General features: G+C 73.9%; 10 protein-coding genes. 5 read left to right on the top strand and 5 right to left on the bottom strand.

The genetic code is table 11. The features are described 5' to 3' along the window. Positions 1–86: 86 nt before the first annotated feature. Positions 87–887: an MBL fold metallo-hydrolase gene (locus tag QP090_RS19725; protein ID WP_285940542.1), complete on the top strand. Its 801-nt coding sequence runs from the start codon at positions 87–89 to the stop codon at positions 885–887. A gap of 7 nt (positions 888–894) precedes the next feature. Here QP090_RS19725 and recD2 read toward each other — a convergent pair whose 3' ends face one another. The 3 genes from recD2 to QP090_RS19740 form a co-directional block, all read right to left on the bottom strand. Continuing rightward, complete coding sequence (gene recD2, locus QP090_RS19730; protein ID WP_285940544.1) at positions 895–3,126, bottom strand: SF1B family DNA helicase RecD2; 2,232 nt, start codon at positions 3,124–3,126, stop codon at positions 895–897. A gap of 139 nt (positions 3,127–3,265) precedes the next feature. Beyond that, positions 3,266–3,436 carry a hypothetical protein gene (locus tag QP090_RS19735; protein WP_285940546.1) on the bottom strand — a complete coding sequence of 57 codons (171 nt, stop codon included), beginning with the start codon at positions 3,434–3,436 and terminating at the stop codon, positions 3,266–3,268. Positions 3,437–4,016: 580 nt separating this feature from the next. Beyond that, positions 4,017–4,703: a hypothetical protein gene (locus QP090_RS19740; protein WP_285940548.1), complete on the bottom strand. Its 687-nt coding sequence runs from the start codon at positions 4,701–4,703 to the stop codon at positions 4,017–4,019. A 158-nt stretch (positions 4,704–4,861) separates the two neighbouring features. Here QP090_RS19740 and QP090_RS19745 point away from each other — a divergent pair, with 158 nt between their 5' ends. Further along, positions 4,862–6,025 carry an aldose epimerase family protein gene (locus tag QP090_RS19745; RefSeq protein ID WP_285940550.1) on the top strand — a complete coding sequence of 388 codons (1,164 nt, stop codon included), beginning with the start codon at positions 4,862–4,864 and terminating at the stop codon, positions 6,023–6,025. Positions 6,026–6,162: 137 nt separating this feature from the next. Here the strand turns inward: QP090_RS19745 and mtnA are convergent, their stop codons facing one another. Continuing rightward, entirely contained in the window at positions 6,163–7,194 is a 1,032-nt protein-coding gene (mtnA, locus tag QP090_RS19750; protein WP_285940552.1) for an S-methyl-5-thioribose-1-phosphate isomerase, read from the bottom strand. A 180-nt stretch (positions 7,195–7,374) separates the two neighbouring features. Between mtnA and imuA' the strand changes: the two genes are divergently transcribed. From imuA' to QP090_RS19765, 3 genes are read left to right on the top strand one after another with little or no spacing between them, the layout of a single operon-like run. Next, on the top strand, positions 7,375–8,169 hold the full coding sequence (gene imuA' / locus QP090_RS19755; RefSeq protein WP_285940553.1) for a DnaE2-dependent mutagenesis accessory factor ImuA': 795 nt from the start codon (positions 7,375–7,377) through the stop codon (positions 8,167–8,169). Then, positions 8,166–9,689 carry a DNA polymerase Y family protein gene (locus QP090_RS19760; RefSeq protein WP_285940555.1) on the top strand — a complete coding sequence of 508 codons (1,524 nt, stop codon included), beginning with the start codon at positions 8,166–8,168 and terminating at the stop codon, positions 9,687–9,689. Before imuA' ends, QP090_RS19760 begins: the two co-directional genes overlap by 4 nt. A 14-nt stretch (positions 9,690–9,703) precedes the next feature. Beyond that, on the top strand, positions 9,704–12,982 hold the full coding sequence (locus QP090_RS19765; protein ID WP_285940557.1) for an error-prone DNA polymerase: 3,279 nt from the start codon (positions 9,704–9,706) through the stop codon (positions 12,980–12,982). Positions 12,983–13,030: 48 nt separating this feature from the next. Here QP090_RS19765 and QP090_RS19770 read toward each other — a convergent pair whose 3' ends face one another. Further along, complete coding sequence (locus QP090_RS19770; RefSeq protein ID WP_285940559.1) at positions 13,031–14,599, bottom strand: polysaccharide deacetylase family protein; 1,569 nt, start codon at positions 14,597–14,599, stop codon at positions 13,031–13,033. Positions 14,600–14,632: the final 33 nt, after the last annotated feature.

Here is a 14,632-nt window from a genome sequence, read left to right on the forward strand (position 1 = left end):
TCCGAGTCGACCGTCTGGGGTCCACTCGCATGCATTCGGCGTCTCGGCCTCTGTACCCGTCATAGAGATCAATCAAGGAGTATGCGTTGCGCGTCCATCACCTCAACTGCGGATCGCTGGCGGAGATCGAGCCGGTCGACGGCGCGGACAGCCCGCTGAAGCCGACCCGGGCGGTCTGTCACTGCCTGCTGATCGAGACGGACTCGGCCGGCCTGGTACTGGTCGAGACCGGGATCGGGACGCCGGACATCGCCGATCCGGACGAGCGGCTCGGGGCGGACTGGATCGCCTTCGCCGCACCCGCCCTGGATCCCACCGAGACCGCGGTGCGGCAGGTCGCACGGCTCGGGTACTCGCCCGAGGACGTCCGGCACGTGGTACTCACCCATCTGCACAGCGACCATGCCGGTGGCCTGGGGGACTTCCCGGACGCCACGGTGCACGTGCACGCGGCCGAGCATGCCGCGGCGCTCTCCGACCCCGGGACGTACCGGTCCGCGCAACTGGCGCACGGTCCCCGCTGGGCTACGTACGAGGACGGGCGGGGCGACCCGTGGTTCGGCTTCGAGGGCGTACGGCCGCTGGACGGCCTGCCTCCGGAGATCCTCATGGTCCCGCTCGGCGGTCACACGCCAGGGCACGTCGCCGTCGCGGTGGACGACGGGGACCGCCCACTCCTCCACGCCGGCGACGCGTACTTCTACCACGGTGAGGTGGACCGGCCCGACCCGTGCACCCATCCGCTGCTCGACCTCGTCCAGGTCGGCGCCGAGGTCGACCGCGCCCTGCGCCTGGACAACGTCGCGCGGCTCCGCGAACTGGCCCTCAAGAACGAGATCGAGATGTTCTGCGCTCACGACCCCTGGGAGTTCGACCGCTACCGGTGACGTCCGTTCAGGCCGGGACCGCCAGCCGGTGCCTGAGGGCGGTGTGGCGCCGCCCCGCGCCGGGGGTCCGGACGGCGGCGGCGAGGGCCCGGCGCGAGCCGACCAGCACGACCAGCTTCTTGGCGCGGGTGATCCCCGTGTAGAGCAGGTTGCGCCGCAGCATCATCCAGGATCCGGTGGTGAGCGGGATGACGACGGCCGGGTACTCGCTGCCCTGTGACCGGTGGATGGTGATGGCGTACGCGTGGGCCAGCTCGTCCAGTTCGTCGAAGGCATAGTCGATGCTCTCCTCCTCGTCGGTCAGCACGGTGAGCGTCTGGTCGTCGGGCGACACGGCGGAGACGACCCCGACCGTGCCGTTGAAGACCCCCGCCTCGCCCTTGTCGTAGTTGTTGCGGAGCTGGGTGACCTTGTCGCCGACCCGGAAGACCCGTCCGCCGTAGCGGCGTTCGGGCAGCGACTCCCGGTGCGGGGTGAGCGACTCCTGGAGGAGCGCGTTGAGGGCGCCCGCACCCGCCGGGCCGCGGTGCATGGGCGCGATGACCTGGACGTCGCGGCGGGCGTCGAGGCCGAATCTGCGGGGAATGCGGTTGGTGATGACGTCGACGGTGAGCGCGGCGGTGCCCTCGGGCTCGTCGCAGGGGAAGAGGAAGAAGTCCGGATAGCCGCTCGTCTGCGGGTGCTCCCCGGAATTCACCCGGTGCGCGTTGACGACGATGCCGGACTGCTGCGCCTGCCGGAAGATCCTGGTCAGGCGCACCCGCGGGACCGTCTCGGCGCCCAGGAGGTCGGCGAGGACCTCGCCGGCCCCGACGGACGGGAGCTGGTCGACGTCCCCGACGAGCAGCAGGTGGGCGCCGCGCGGAACGGCCTTCACCAGCTTGTTGGCGAGGATCAGGTCGACCATGGAGCTCTCGTCGACGACGACCAGGTCGGCGTCGAGGGGGTTGTCCTGGTCGAACTTGGCGTCGCCGCCGGGCTGGAGCTGGAGCAGCCGGTGCACGGTGGCGGCCTCGTGCCCGGTCAGCTCGGCGAGCCGCTTGGCCGCGCGGCCGGTGGGCGCGACCAGGATGACCTTGGCCCTCCTGGCGTGCGCGAGCTCGACGACGGAGCGCACGGTGAAGCTCTTGCCGCATCCCGGGCCGCCGGTGAGCACCGCGACCTTGGCGGTGAGCGCGAGCCTCACCGCCTCCTCCTGCTCTGGGGCGAGCGCGGTGCCGGTGCGCCGCTCGAGCCAGCCGAGGGCCTGCGCCCAGTCGACGTCGGCGAAGGTCTTGAGCCGGTCGTGCCCGGCGTCGAGCAACTCGCGCAGCCCGCGCGCGAGGGACCGTTCGGCCCGGTGGAACGGCACCAGGTAGACGGCCGGGATGGTGGCGTCGCCGTCAGTGGGCCCGGGGATCGGCTCGCGGACGACGCCCTCGTCGGCCGCGAGACCGTCGAGGGCGGGGCCGATCAGCTCGCGCGGCACGCCGAGGATCTTCTCCGCGGCGGTGATCAGGTTGGGCTCCGGCAGGAAGCAGTGCCCGTCGTCGGCGGCCTCGGACAGCGTGTACTGCAATCCGGCCCTGATGCGTTCGGGACTGTCGTGCGGAATGCCGACCGCCTGGGCGATGGTGTCGGCCGTCTTGAACCCGATGCCCCACACGTCGGCGGCGAGCCGGTAGGGCTCCCGGCGGACGGTGGCGATCGAGGCGTCGCCGTACTGCTTGTAGATCCGCACCGCGAGGGAGGTGGAGACGCCCACCCCCTGGAGGAAGAGCATCACCTCCTTGATCGCCTTCTGCTCCTCCCAGGCGTCGGCGATGCGCTGGGTGCGCTTGGGCCCGAGGCCCGGCACCTCGACCAGGCGACCGGGCTCCTCCTCGATGATCCGCAGGATGTCGGTGCCGAAGTGCACGACCATCCGGTCGGCCGTCACCGGCCCGATCCCCTTGATCATCCCGGAGCCGAGGTAGCGGCGGATCCCCTGCACCGTCGCGGGCAGCACGGTGGTGTAGGAGTCGACCTCGAACTGCCGTCCGAAGCGGGGATGGGACCGCCACCGGCCGGTGAGCCGCAGGCTCTCCCCCACCTGCGCGCCGAGCAGCGCCCCGACCACGGTGAGCAGGTCGGGGCCGGAGCGGTCGGTGGCGACCCGCGCGACCGTGTAGCCGGTGTCCTCATTGGCATAGGTGATGCGCTCGAGAACGGCCTCCAGCCGCACCGGCGGGGGCGGGGGCGGACCACTGCTGCTCGTCACATTCCCGATGATGGCGGATCAGTACGACAGCCACGACCCGAACCAAATTCTGTGGATAAGGACACCCAGCGTTTCGACCTTGCCGGGGCCGTGAACGCCGCGCGGCACCAGGCCGCCGCCGCCCGGCTCCTACACCCGATCAATCGCGGGTTTGCCGGAAGGCGCCGATGATGGTGAGCACCAAAGCCAAGACAAGGAACACAGGGGCCGTCCCGGTGTCATTGCCCATCGCGAAGATGATGAGGGCGGTCACGAGGCAAACGGCGGCGGAACCGTACGCTCCGACGGCCTTCTTGGTGTTCTTGGACATTCACCATCACTCCCTCTGTTCCTTCCAGCTCAGTCATGGGTGAGATGCAAAGAGAGTGCGGAAAGTTCCGCATTGATCCTTTCAGCGGCTGATCAGGGAGAACGAGGGCGCAGCCATTCCCCATGCCGCGCACCGCCCGGTCAGCCTCCGGTCTGCGGCCGAGACACCCCCTCCCACACCGCATAATCAGCTCAAATCGGCTCACAGAACCCAGCCGAGTGTAGATGCGGTGCAAATGGTGTCATTCCGCTCACATATGGCCAGATCAGATCCCCAACCCCGGTTATCCACAGTTTCGCGAGGGTCTTGGCGGCGCCGTGCCCACCGACCGAGGATGGTCACCGAACGCGAGAGAGGAGTTACACCATGCATGGAGCAGTGCCCGGCATCGGGCTCAGCACCCTCGTCCACGGCACGGTCTGGCTCGCCACGGGCACCTGGCGCGCCCTCCTGCGGCTGTGGGGCCGGCGATGACCGTCACGACGATCGACCCCGCCGGGGGCGGGCCCCCGGGCCACCGCACCGGGCCCACCCTCACCGCCGTCGTCCCCGCGCACAATCCGGCCGCCGGCGCGTGGGCTCACTCCGCCGGGCGGAGGTGGGCGCGCAGTTCACTCACCGCCTGGTGGGCGACGTCCCGGAAGCGGAAGGCGAGGACGTTGTCATGCTCTTCACCGGTGAGGACGATCCGCACGGACTGGCCGCCCGCCTCCTCGTGGAAGACCTCGCGCACTGTGGCCACGTGGTCCTTCGGAACGCGACGCGAATCGACCGTGCTGACGAACGCGTACTCGTCGGCGGGCTCGAAATCGACCGTGATGCCCGCGGCATAGCGGGCGCCGCGGTGGTACACGCCCGCGTCCCTGACCCGCACTCCGCGCACCGGCCGGCTCAGCCGGCACGGGACCCGCCGGTAGAGCTCCCGCGCGGTGTGCCGAGCCGCCAGAACGAACGCGCGCTCACTGCTGTCGACCTCGTGATACCGGAGGCGGGTGAGGATCACCTTGACGGCGGCCCGCCCGAGTTCCTGCCGCACCGCATCGGCGAACGCGTTCTTGTAGGCCCGCAGATCATCGCCGCCTGAGAGGCGCGGCCTCGTCGATGCCACGCCGTCCGCCCACTCCTGCCTCGATCGGGCCGGGTGCGTGGCATCGACCAGTTCGAACGCCGCGGCGGGTTCGAAATCGACCGTGACGATCGCGAACCTGGAGCCGCACCCGTTCTCCTTGAGGCTGGCGTCGACATCGCGCAGCGGAACCTTCAGCATCCCCCGATCGTCGCAAGGCGCGGGCCCTCAGGTCAAAGGACGTGCCGAAGGCGGCGGCCGGGTCCGGGGGGTGGCCGGTTCCGGCAGGGGATCTGGATCTATGAGTGATCGCGACGTACGGTCCGGGCGCGTCCGTACCACGAGTATTGGGGAGAGCCATGAAGAGCGTTTTCGCACTCGCCGGAGCGATGCTGGCCGGCTCCGCACTGGTCGTTTCGGCCCTTCCCGCGGGGGCGTCTCCCACCGGGGGCGGCCCCGGCATCTCGAAAGAGGCGTTCGGGAATATGCCGGACGGCACGAAGGTCGACCGCTACACGCTCAGCAACGGGCAGGGGATGCGGGTGCGGATCCTGACGTACGGCGGGATCGTGCAGATGCTGGAGGTCCCCGACCGGCGCGGGCGCAGCGACAACGTCGTGCTGGGCTTCGCGACGCTCAAGGACTACGTCGACAACAACTCCGGCCCGTACTTCGGCGCGCTCGTCGGCCGCTTCGCCAACCGGATCGCCAAGGGCAGGTTCAGCCTCGACGGCAAGAGCTACCAGCTCGCGGTCAACAACGGCCCCAACAGCCTGCACGGAGGGCTCAAGGGCTTCGACAAACGGGTGTGGCGGGCCGAGCCGGTCCGCGCGAAGGGCGCGGTGGGCCTCCGGCTCAGCTACACGAGCGCGGACGGCGAGGAGAGCTACCCGGGCACCCTCAAGACGACCGTGACCTACACCCTGACCGGCCGCAACGAACTGCGGATCGGCTACCACGCCACCACCGACAAGGCCACGGTGGTCAACCTGACCAACCACTCGTACTTCAACCTGGCCGGTGAGGGCACCGGCGGGGCCTACGACCACCGGCTCGAGCTCAACGCCGACCGCTACACACCGGTCGACGAGACGTCCATCCCCCTCGGGCCGCTGGCGCCGGTCAAGGGCACCCCGTTCGACTTCACCCGCCCGCACACCATCGGCGAGCGCATCCGCGCCGACGATCCGCAGCTGATCATCGGGCACGGCTACGACCACAACTACGTGCTCAACCAGCGCAGGCCCGGAGAGCCGACCCGCGCGGCGCGGGTGACCGAACCGGCCACGGGCCGGGTCATGGAGGTCAGCACGACCCAGCCGGGTGTGCAGTTCTATTCCGCGAACTTCCTGGACGGCAGCCTGGTCGGCACGAGCGGGCACGCCTACCGGCAGGGCGACGGGTTCGCCCTGGAGACCCAGCACTTCCCCGACTCCCCCAACAAGCCGGCGTTCCCGTCCACCGTCCTGCGGCCGGGCCAGACCTTCGACGCCGGCACCGTCTACGCCTTCTCCACCCGCTAGGAGGACGCTGATCGCCGGCCGGTCAACCCGGGACACCGCGCCGGCACGAACAGAAAGGAGTCCGGAGCCGGAAGGCGCGGATCACCCGGCGAGCGCGCCGGTCAGCCAGAGGGCGCGCTGGTCAGCGGGCGCGCTGGTCAGCCGGTGGCCGCTCGGTGGGGTGTCGCCCCCGCCGAGACCTCGAGCACGCCGGTCTCGGTGACCAGGGCGGTCACCAGATGCGCGGGCGTGACGTCGAAGGCGGGGTTGAAGGCGCGGGCGGCGGCGGGAGCGGTGCGCGCGCCCTGCCAGTTGAGGATCTCGTCCGCGGCGCGCTCCTCGATCGGGATGCCGGCGCCGGACGGGGTTCGGAGGTCGACGGTGCTCCACGGGGCCGCGACGACGAACGGGACGCCGGCGGCGGCGCAGGCGAGCGCGACCCCGACCGAGCCGATCTTGTTCGCGGTGTCGCCGTTGGCGGCGATGCGGTCGGCGCCGATGACCGCCACGTCGACCAGGCCGCGCAGGATCGTGCTCGGCGCGGCGGCGTCGGCTTGGACGGCGTAGGGGACGCCCGCCTCGTCCAGCTCCCAGGCGGTGAGCCGCGAGCCCTGCAAGAGGGGTCGGGTCTCGTCGACATGGACGAGCTCCACGCGGTCGCGGGCGTGCAGCTCACGGACGACACCGAGGGCGGTGCCCCAGCCCGCGGTGGCGAGGGCACCCGCGTTGCAGTGGGTGAGGACGCGCAGGGGGCGGTCGCCGGTGCGGGCCAGGATCCAGTCCGCACCGTAAGCGCCGATCGCCCGGTTCCCGCGCACGTCGGCGTCGAGCAGCTCCTGGGCCCGGGCCGCCACGGCGCCGGCGCCCCCGGCGAGGTACGGGCGGACCCGGTCGACGCCCGCGGCGAGGTTCACGGCGGTGGGCCTCGCCTCGCGGATCCGGGTGATGGCGGCGTCTCGGGCGGCGTCGTCCCACCCCTCGCGTTCCGCCTGAAGGACCGCGAGGGCGACGCCGAACGCGCCCGCGACGCCGAGGGCGGGCGCCCCACGGACGACGAGCCGCCGGATCGCGTCCACCAGCACGTCGACATCACGGATGTCGACGTGCGCCAGGCGCGCCGGCAGCAGCGTCTGGTCGACGAGCCGGAGCGCGTCACCCGTCCACGACACGACCCTCACATCACCGTTCATGGGGCAATGCTACGAAACCGCGAAACTCCCTCTTACAGGAACGAAAGCCCGTCCCGGCAAGGCTTCCCGACCCCGGGGCGGCCCACGCCATCCATCAGGTGACCTGCGGTAACTTGACATACATCGAACCTATGTTCGACATTGTCGGGAGCGGGCCGGGTCGGCGTGGAAGGAGGCACCGTGCCGGAAGCGGCGCTACAGAACGCGGCGCTGGACGCCTTCGCGCCCGGCGCCGGGTCCGCGCGCGGCCTGGTTCCGGTACTGCCCGCGCTGCGGTCGGTGGTGCCCGGCGGCGGGCTGCGCCCCGGCTCGATCGTGGGCCTCGGCGGTCTCGGCGCCGCGTCGCTCGGCCTGGCGCTCGTCGCGGGCGTCTCCCGGCACGGCGGCGTCGAAGGGACCGGCGGCTGGTGCGGCGTCGTCGGCCTGCCCGACTTCGGGGTGGCCGCCGCCACCGCGATGGGCGCCGCGCCCGAACGGCTGCTGCTGGTCGACGAGCCGGGCGGCCGGTGGCCCGACGTGGTGGCGGCACTGGCCGAGGCGGTCGACCTGATCCTGGTCAGGCCGCCCGAACGCCCCGGGGCCACGGCGGTCCGCCGCCTGACGGCCCTCGCCCGCAAACACGGCTGCGTGCTGACGCTCACTGGGGCCTTCGCCCGCGACTGGCCCGGCACCCGGCTCAGGCTGCGGATCGAGGACGTCACCTGGCACGGCCTCGGCCACGGTCACGGCCGGCTCCGCGGACGCCTCGCACGGGTGGTCGCCGAAGGGCGCGACGCTCCCGGCACGGGCCGTCACGACCGGCTGTGGCTGCCCGCCCCGGACGGCGCCGTCACCGCGGCCTGCGAACACGTCCCCGTGACCTCGGTCCCCAAGCGCGGCACCATCACGGCCATCCCGAGGGGCGGCACGGTCACCGCGATTCCCGGCAGCGGTTTCGCGGGGCGTGCCGTCGTGGTCGGTGGGGAGGGGGCGTGACGCGGGTCTTGGTGGTGTGGTGCCCTGACTGGCCGGCGACGGCGGTCGGGGTGGAGGCGGCGACGCCTGGGGTGGTCGTGGTGCAGGGGCAGGTCGCGGCGTGCACGGCGGCGGCGCGGGCTGAGGGCGTCCGGCGGGGGCAGCGGATCCGGGACGCGCAGCGTCGTTGTCCTGAGCTGGTGGTGCGGGAGCGCGACGTCGACGCCGAGGGTCGGCTGTTCGAGACCGTCGTGGACGCGGTGGCCGAGCTCACGCCCAAGGTGGAGGTGGTGCGGCCGGGGCTGTGCGCCATTCCGGCGCGCGGCCCGGCACGGTTCTACGGGGGTGAGGAGGCGTTGCGCGTCCTGGTGCAGGACGCGGTCGTGGAGGCCGGGTTCGACTGCGGGTCGGGCATCGCCGACGGGTTGTTCGCGGCCGAGCTGGCCGCGCGCGGCGGGGGCGGGGCGGTGGTCCCGTCAGGGGGCTCGGCGGCGTTCCTCGCGCCGTATCCGCTGTCGGTGCTGGGCCGTCCCGAGCTGGCCGACCTGCTCGCCCGGCTGGGGGTGCGGACGCTGGGCGGCTTCGCGGCGCTGCCGTCGGGCCACGTGGCGGGCCGGTTCGGTGCCGACGGGGCTCTGGCGCACCGGCTGGCGCGCGGGGAGGAACCGCGTCCGCTCGCGCCCGCGCAGGCCGCCGCCGACCTGTCGGTGCGCGGCGACTTCGATCCGCCCGCCGCCCAGGCCGAGCAGGTGGTCTTCGCCGCCAAGCGCCTCGCCGGGGAGCTGCACGAGGGCCTCGCCGAGGGCGGGCTGACGTGCGTCCGGCTGGAGGTCGAGGTGGGGTTCGCGGACGGGCGCGTCCTGCATCGGCTGTGGCGGCACGACGGCGCGCTGTCGACGCTGGCGGTGGCCGAGCGGGTGCGCTGGCAGTTGTCGGCGTGGCGGGACGACGCGCCGGGGCCGGACGAGGCGGTCTGGGGCGGGGTCTGCTGGCTGGAGCTGGTGCCCGACCAGCTCGTCCCGGACGAGGGGCGGCAGCAGGCGCTGTGGGGGCAGGCCGCGGTGACCGACCGGATCGCGCGCGCCGCGGACCGGATCCAGACCCTGCTCGGGCACCGCGGGATCACCCGTCCGGTACTGGTCGGCGGGCGCGGGCCGGGCGAGCAGGTGGTGCGGGTCCCGGTCGGCGACCTGCCGCCCGGCGGGGCGCCCGGGGGGCCGTGGCCGGGCCGGGTCCCGGCGCCCGCTCCCGCGGCCGTCCCGGTCGCGCCGCCCTCCGTCGACGTCACCGACGCGTCCGGGGCACCGGTGGTGGTGTCGGCGCGCTGCACGTTGTCGGCGCCGCCCGCGCGGATCGCGATCGGCGGCGGGCGGGCCGTGCCGGTGTCGGCGTGGACGGGGCCGTGGCCCGCCGACGAACGCTGGTGGGATCCGGACCGGTCCCGGCGCCGCGCCCGGTTCCAGGTCGTCACGGCTGAGGGCGCGGCGTTCCTCCTCGCGGTCGAGGGCGGGCGCTGGCATGTGGAGGGCGACTATGACTGAGGCGGGGAGGGCCGATGGGCTGGAGTAATCCGCCGATCCCGTGGCGGGAGTTCGAGAAGAGGTTGTCGTGGCGGCAGGCCCCTGAGCGGGGCGGCGCAGCGGCGCCCCGTCCGCGCACGGCGCCGCGCGAGACCGCGCCGACGGACCCCGTTCCGTGGGCCGAGCTGCACTGCCACTCCACGTACAGCTTCCTGGACGGGGCCAGCGCTCCGGCGGCGCTGGTCGCCGAGGCGAAGCGGCGCGGGGTCGAGGCGATGGCCGTCACCGACCACGACGGGATGTACGGGGCGGTGCAGTTCGCGCAGGCGGCGCGGGAGGCGGGACTGGCGACGGTCTTCGGCGCGGAGCTGAGCCTCGGGCTGCCGGGGCCGCAGACCGGCGAGCCCGATCCGGCGGGGCGGCACCTGCTGGTGCTGGCCCGCGATCCGGACGGGTACGCGCGGCTCTGCTCGGCGATCACCGCCGCGCAGCTCGCGGGCGGGGAGAAGGGCCGCCCGGTGTACGACCTGGACGCGCTGGCCGCCGCGCACGACGGCCACTGGGCGGTGCTGACCGGGTGCCGCAAGGGGCCGGTGCCCGCCGCGCTGGAGGAGGGCGGGCCGGACGCGGCCGAGCGGGAGCTGCGCCGGATGGCCGGGCTGTTCGGGCGCGGCAACGTGTTCGTGGAGCTGGTCGATCACGACCAGCCCGACGACGACTCCCGCAACGACGTGCTGTTCGAGCTGGCCGCCCGCACGGGGACGGGGGTCGTGGCGTCCAACAACGTGCACTTCGCCGCGCCCGGGGACGACGCGCGGCTGGCGCAGGCGATGGCGGCGGTGCGGGCGCGGCGCAGCCTGGACGACATGGTGGGCTGGCTGCCCGCGGGCGGCACCGCGCACGTGCGGAGCGGCGCGGAGATGGCGGCCAGGCTGGCACGGTTCCCGGGCGTCCGCGAGCGGACGGTGGAGCTGGCGCGCGACTGCGCGTTCCGCTTCGGGGTGATGGCGCCCCGGCTGCCCGACTGGCCGGTGCCCGGCGGGCACACCGAGGCGAGCTGGCTGCGGCACCTGGTCGCCGAGGGCGCCCGCGAGCGCTACGGGCCGCCGGACGGCGAGCGGACCCCGGGCGCGTACGCGCAGCTCGCCAAGGAGCTCGACGTCATCGAGCGGCTCGGCTTCCCCGGCTACTTCCTGATCGTGCACGACATCGTGCGGTTCTGCCGGGAGCAGGACATCCTGTGCCAGGGGCGGGGATCGGCGGCCAATTCGGCGGTCTGCTACGCGCTCGGCATCACGGGCGTGGACGCGGTGCACCACAAACTGCTGTTCGAGCGGTTCCTGTCCCCCGGCCGGGACGGGCCGCCCGACATCGACCTCGACATCGAGCACCGCCGCCGGGAGGAGGCCATCCAGTACGTCTACGGCAAGTACGGGCGCGAGTGCACCGCGCAGGTCGCCAACGTCATCAGCTACCGCCCGCGGATGGCCGTGCGCGACGCGGCCCGCGCGCTCGGCTTCTCCCCCGGCCAGCAGGACGCCTGGTCGCGGGGCGTCGATCCGCGCGATCCGGTCGGCGCCGAGAACGACGTCCCGGGCGCCGTGACGGACCTGGCCGGGCGGATGCTGTCGCTGCCCCGGCACCTGGGCGTCCACTCGGGCGGCATGGTGATCGCCGATCGTCCGGTCGGCGAGATCTGCCCGATCGAGTGGGCCCGGATGGCCGGCCGCAGCGTCCTCCAGTGGGACAAGGACGACTGCGCGGCGGCCGGGCTGGTGAAGTTCGACCTGCTCGGCCTCGGGATGCTGGCGGCCCTGCACGACGCGTTCGACCTGGTCGCCGCGCACCACGGGCGGCGCCTGGGGCTCCAGTCGATCCCGCCGGACGATCCGGAGGTGTACGCGATGCTCGCCGACGCCGACACCGTCGGGGTGTTCCAGGTCGAGTCGCGCGCGCAGATGGCCACGCTGCCCCGGCTGCGGCCCCGCGAGTTCTACGACCTGGTGGTGGAGGTGGCGCTGATCCGCCCGGGTCCGATCCAGGGCGGCTCGGTGCACCCCTACCTGCGGCGCCGCAAGGGGCTGGAGCCCGCCGCCTGCCCGCACCCGCTGATGGAGAAGGCGCTGGCCCGCACGCTCGGGGTCCCGCTGTTCCAGGAGCAGATGATGCAGCTCGCGGTCGACTGCGCCGGGTTCACCCCGGCCGGGGCCGACGAGCTGCGGCAGGCGATGGGGTCCAAGCGGGCGCCCGAACGGGTCGAGCGGCTCCGGCGGCGCCTGCTGGACGGGATGGCCGAGCGCGGCATCCCCGCCGCCGTCGCCGAGGACGTGTACGAGAAGATCCTCGGCTTCACCGGCTTCGGGTTCCCCGAGTCGCACGCGCAGAGCTTCGCGCACCTGGTGTACGCCAGCGGCTACCTCAAGCGGCACTACCCGGCGGCGTTCACCGCGGCGCTCGTCCGCAACCAGCCGATGGGGTTCTACAGCCCGCAGAGCCTGCTGGGCGACGCCCGCCGGCACGGCGTGGAGGTGCGGCCCGTCGACGTCAACGCCAGCGGGGTGCACCCCACGCTGGAGGAGCCCGTCGCGCACGAGAGCCGGCATCCGCACGCGCCTGCCGCGCCGCAGCCGGCGATCCGCGCCGGGCTCACCGGGATCCGCAACCTCGGCGCGGACGCGGCGGAGGCGATCGCCGCGGGCCGCCCGTACGCGAGTATGGAGGACCTCGCCCGCCGGGTTCCGCTGTCGCCCGCCGCACTGGAGGCGCTCGCGACGGCCGGCGCGTTCGGCCGCCTCGGGCTCTCGCGGCGCGCGGCGCTGTGGGCGGCGGGTGCCCTGGCCGGAACCGGTCCCGGGCAGCTTGAGGGCGTCACGCCGGGGGCGGGTGCGCCGGAGCTGCCCGCCATGACGCCGGTCGAGGAGACGCTCGCCGACCTGTGGGCGACCGGCGTCTCGGGCACCCATCCCATGGCGCACGTGCGCGCCTCGCTGGACGAGCTGGGCGCGTACTCGTCCGAGCGCCTGGCCGCGGTCCCCGGCGAGACCAACGTGCTGGTGGCGGGGCTGATCACGCACCGGCAGCGACCGCCGACCGCCGGCGGACTGGTCTTCATGACGCTGGAGGACGAGACCGGCATCGTCAACGTGGTCTGCCCGCCGCAGGTGTTCCAGCGGCACCGGGGGCTGGCCGTCGACGCGCAGGCGCTGCTGGTCGGCGGGCGCCTCGAACGCGCCGACGGCGTCGCCAACGTCCGCGCCACGCGGCTGCGCCGCCTCCCCGTCCCCGGCCGCGTGCGCGCCCGCAACTTCCACTGACGCGCCCGGTGGCCGTCCGCCGCGCCGGTGCCGTGGGGCCGGGCGTGTTCAGCCGCCGTGGCGGTGGGTCTGGCCGGCGAGGAGGTCGGAGACGGTGACCAGGGTGTAGCCGTCGCCCGCGAGCCGGTCGACGATGGCGGGGACGGCGTCGGCCGTCGGCCCGTGGCCGTCGTGCAGCAGCACGATGCCGCCCGGACGGGCCGCGTCCACCGTGCGGTCGGCGATCGTCCCGGCGTCGTCCTCCCCCCGGTCGCCGGGGTCGGCGCTCCAGCCGACCTGGCGCAGTCCGAGCGATCCGGCGACGCCCTCGACGGTGCCGTTGGTCGAGCCGTACGGGGGCCGCAGCAGAACCGGGGCCCGGCCGAGGACGGTGCGCAGGACCTGCTGGGTCGCCTGGATGTCGGTGTTGACCTGGAGGGCCGGAAGCCGGCCGAGGTCGCGGTGGTTCTGCGTGTGGTTGCCGAGCTCGTGGCCGGCGGCGGCGATGCGGCGGATCGTGTCGGGGTAGGCGTGGGCGCTGCCGCCGACCACGAAGAACGTCGCCCGGGCCTGCCGCCGGGCCAGCGCGTCCAGCAGCCGCCGGGTGACCGGGCCGGGGCCGTCGTCGAAGGTCAGCGCGACGCACTTGGCGCGGGCGCAGTCGGGGCGGGACGTCCCGGACGGCGACGGGGCCGCCGGCGGGGGGACGGAGGGGGACGGCGTGGGCCGGGCGTCCGGCTCGGCCGCGGCGAGCGCGGGCCGGGGGCGGACGGCGACGGCGGCGTCCCTGGCGCGGCGCCCGACGTCCGACAGCAGCGGGTCGTAGTCCTCGCGGCCGAGCGCGACCGCGACCCGCCCGGCAGAGCGGGGGGCCACGGTGAAGTCGCTGAACTCGACGACCAGGTCGCCCGCCTCGTTGAAGACCAGGGACGGGAAGGCGCGCGCGTCCGCCTCCACCTGCCCGGGGTCGCCCCGCGCCCCGAGCCGGTCGCGGACCAGTCGGGCCAGCGCGTCCAGCCCGCGGTCGCCGTCCAGCAGGTCGGACGAGGGGTGCGCCCGGCCGGTGGTGCCGTCGTACCAGAACGTGCGCCGCGTCTCGCCGCCGGAGGCGCCGAGGTACTGCCAGGTCACCAGCCGGACCCCGGCCACCTGGCCGGACGCGGCGGTCAGCGACCACTGGACGTTGAGCTCGGGGGCGCGTCCACCGGACGACGCGGCCGGGGCGTCGCCGTCCCGGCCGCGGGCGGTGTCGGCGGTGTCGGCCTCGAAGGCCCTGATCCGGTCGTCGACGGCCGAGGCGAGCCGGTCGGTCAGCGGGTCCGCGCCCGGGATGCGGGGGTATGCGGCGTACATGTGGCGTTCGGGGCCGTCCCCGGTGCGCGTCTCGACGTCGAGACCGGGCACCACGCCGGGGTCGATCGTCTGGACGGCGGTGACGCCGGAGACCGGCCGGCTCCAGCGCTCGGTCCGGATGCCGCAGCCGGACGAGGCCGGCACCACGGCCAGCACGGCGGCCAGGACGAGCCCGGTTCTCCCGCGCCCGCGCGGAAGGGCGCGGGCGCGATCACGGCGGATTCCGGGGCGGATGGGGAAACGGCGGGGGGTGCCGCGGCGCATCCGCAAGATCAAGGAATCCACCGATCACCCCGATGATCCGAGCATGCCTCGGAC

The sequence above is a fragment of the Actinomadura xylanilytica genome, from assembly GCF_030283145.1.
GTDB classification, from domain to species: Bacteria; Actinomycetota; Actinomycetes; order Streptosporangiales; family Streptosporangiaceae; genus Spirillospora; species Spirillospora xylanilytica.

Bases quoted from the DNA above. Each gene is read 5' to 3' on its own strand.
- mtnA (WP_285940552.1), bottom strand. From the start codon at position 7,194: ATGAACGGTGATGTGAGGGTCGTGTCGTGGACGGGTGACGCGCTCCGG.
- QP090_RS19735 (WP_285940546.1), bottom strand. From the start codon at position 3,436: ATGTCCAAGAACACCAAGAAGGCCGTCGGAGCGTACGGTTCCGCCGCC.
- QP090_RS19745 (WP_285940550.1), top strand. From the start codon at position 4,862: ATGAAGAGCGTTTTCGCACTCGCCGGAGCGATGCTGGCCGGCTCCGCA.
- QP090_RS19740 (WP_285940548.1), bottom strand. From the start codon at position 4,703: ATGCTGAAGGTTCCGCTGCGCGATGTCGACGCCAGCCTCAAGGAGAAC.
- QP090_RS19765 (WP_285940557.1), top strand. From the start codon at position 9,704: ATGGGCTGGAGTAATCCGCCGATCCCGTGGCGGGAGTTCGAGAAGAGG.